The following is a 2,359-nucleotide window of genomic DNA, read 5'->3' on the forward strand; positions in this document are numbered from 1 at the left end:
TGTGCGCACGTTGTGCGCTTCATATATATTTCCTAGAAATCATCGCTCCTGCGATGCGATGTAAGACAACCGACTAACCTCATGCGAAAGCCTCTGGGGGACAATAGCATGTCGGCAAAGTCAGGATTAGATAGCAATTGCTATCGAGTAGCCTGGCGAGTTAGGCCATATATGGTAAAGCCTGTGGGCTAAATCCGGGTCTGTGGCTGTGAGACGCTGCCAAACTAAACACTGGTATCAATGGGTATCCCCAATATGAAAAGGATTGGGTATAAGCAGGCCCATTGACGCACCTGCGGTAAGCAGGGCAACGACCAACCGGATACCTACGTATGGATACACTATATGAAGCTGTCAAACGTGACCTGCCTAAGTGCCACTTCGGCATAAGGCAGAGAGCCCTAATAGTAGCCCAACGGCCTTCTGTAATGGATGGCACATGGTGAAGGGGGGCAGTATTCTAAGTTCCAATTTTGAAAGGAGTTGCTTTGAATGGAGCAATCAAAACTCGTAGAAAGACTGGAAGGTTATCGCCGTCGAAACAGTGCCAACCATTGCTATGTTAACGGTGACCTTTACCGATTGTTCTACAGCAGAGACCTGTACATCATCGCCTATAACTCTGTCAAGTCCAACGCCGGAGCAGAAACCTCCGGTGCTGATGGCACCTCCTTGCATGGCTTTTGCGAGGAATGGATTACGGAACTTATCGCCTCCATGCGTGACGAGTCCTACCAGCCTCAGCCAAACAGAACAACGATGATACCTAAACGCAATGGTAAAATGCGCAAGCTCAGCTTTCCCAACGGAAAGGACAAGCTCGTTCAGGAGGCAACCCGCATTATCCTAGAGTGCATCTACGAACCTACCTTCTCCAACCTCTCTCACGGCTTCCGACCAAAACGGTCTACTCAAAGCGCCATAGCCGAAGTAGAAACATGGAAAGGTACGATTTGGTTTATTGAAGGAGATATCTCCGCCTGCTTTGATGAAATCGACCATCGCACACTTGAGACAATGCTTCATGAGCGTATCAGCGACGAACGTTTTATCCGGCTTATCAACAAGATACTCAAAGCCGGCTACTTCGACATGCAGCACATCTACCATGGAACCAAAACTGGAAATGCACAGGGTTCCTGTTGCAGTCCCATACTCTGCAACATCTATCTCGATAAGTTGGACAGATTTATGGAATCCATTATCGAAACAGAGACCTTAGGTGGCTATCGCAGACAAAACCCTGATTATGCCAAGGCAAGATACCTTTACAAAAAGGCCCTCAGCAACGGCAACGACCCAAAGACCATTAAGCACCTGAAATCTGAAATGGAAAACCTTTCGTCCAGTGACCGATTCGACCCTAATTTCCGCAGAGTAAGGTATGTGCGCTACGCCGACGATTTTCTGGTCGGCCTGATTGCTCCCAAGGCCTATGCAATCGCCTTGAAGCAGAAAATCAAGGAATTCCTGAAAAACGAACTCTGTCTAAGGCTAAGCGATGAGAAAACTAAAATCACACATGCCACAGATAATGACGTGTCCTTTCTCGGATATATCATCCGCAAAGGTGCTGTCAAACACAGCAAATTTCAAAACAACCCTTTTGATTCAACCATCCGTGTTTACATGAATACGGATGGTATTTTGAAAAAGCTACGTGAAAATGGTATGTGCAAAGGCAATGGCTATCCCATTGGTATTACTCGCCTCCTTAGAGAATCTCCGGAAGAAATCATCAAATACGGCAACCAGGTACTTCGCGGACTCCTGACTCAACAGCGCGGCTGTTCCAATTTCTACGAGGGCTCGCGTATCCAATACATTGCGCAGTTTTCAATAGCTAAAACTTTGGCTCGCAAATTCGACATCAGCCTAAAGAAAGTGTTCGCCCGATACGGTAAAGCTCTCATGGTCAACTACCAAAATGCCAAAGGTAAAGCCTGCTCAGTCCGTATGGCACTGTACAAATCGTTTGCGAGACAAAAGAAGTTCTTCGCTAATATCAAGTTGGCAGTCAAATCGTTCATCTTCCTGCCCGAGTACAACTTGATGAATCCGCTTGTACGTGTCTGCTACATCTGCGGTAGTCCGCACTCAAATGTCAGCATGTATCACAGGAAAACGAAGAAGAAGCTCGTCAAGCCCTATTCACCGATTGTCACTGTCATGCTGGCCATTAATCGGCGTCAAATACCCCTTTGCACACACTGCTTTGCCAATGCCGATGCTGACAGGTTCCAGCTCAATCAGTTAAAGCGACGATAACTCATTTAGAATATGGAGAGCCGTATGCGATGAAAGTTGCCTGTACGGTTCGGGAAGGGGCGGGTTACTTTGCTAATCCGCCTATTTCATT

Annotated in this window: 1 protein-coding gene; it reads left to right on the forward strand. The window is 47.0% G+C overall.

The genetic code is table 11. From position 1 onward, the window contains the following. The first annotated feature begins 492 nt into the window (after positions 1-492). Positions 493-2,268 carry a reverse transcriptase/maturase family protein gene (locus tag DOT_RS08215; RefSeq protein WP_009616951.1) on the forward strand — a complete coding sequence of 592 codons (1,776 nt, stop codon included), beginning with the start codon at positions 493-495 and terminating at the stop codon, positions 2,266-2,268. The last annotated feature ends 91 nt before the right edge of the window (positions 2,269-2,359 follow it).

Source organism: Desulfosporosinus sp. OT (assembly GCF_000224515.1).
Taxonomy (GTDB): domain Bacteria; phylum Bacillota; class Desulfitobacteriia; order Desulfitobacteriales; family Desulfitobacteriaceae; genus Desulfosporosinus.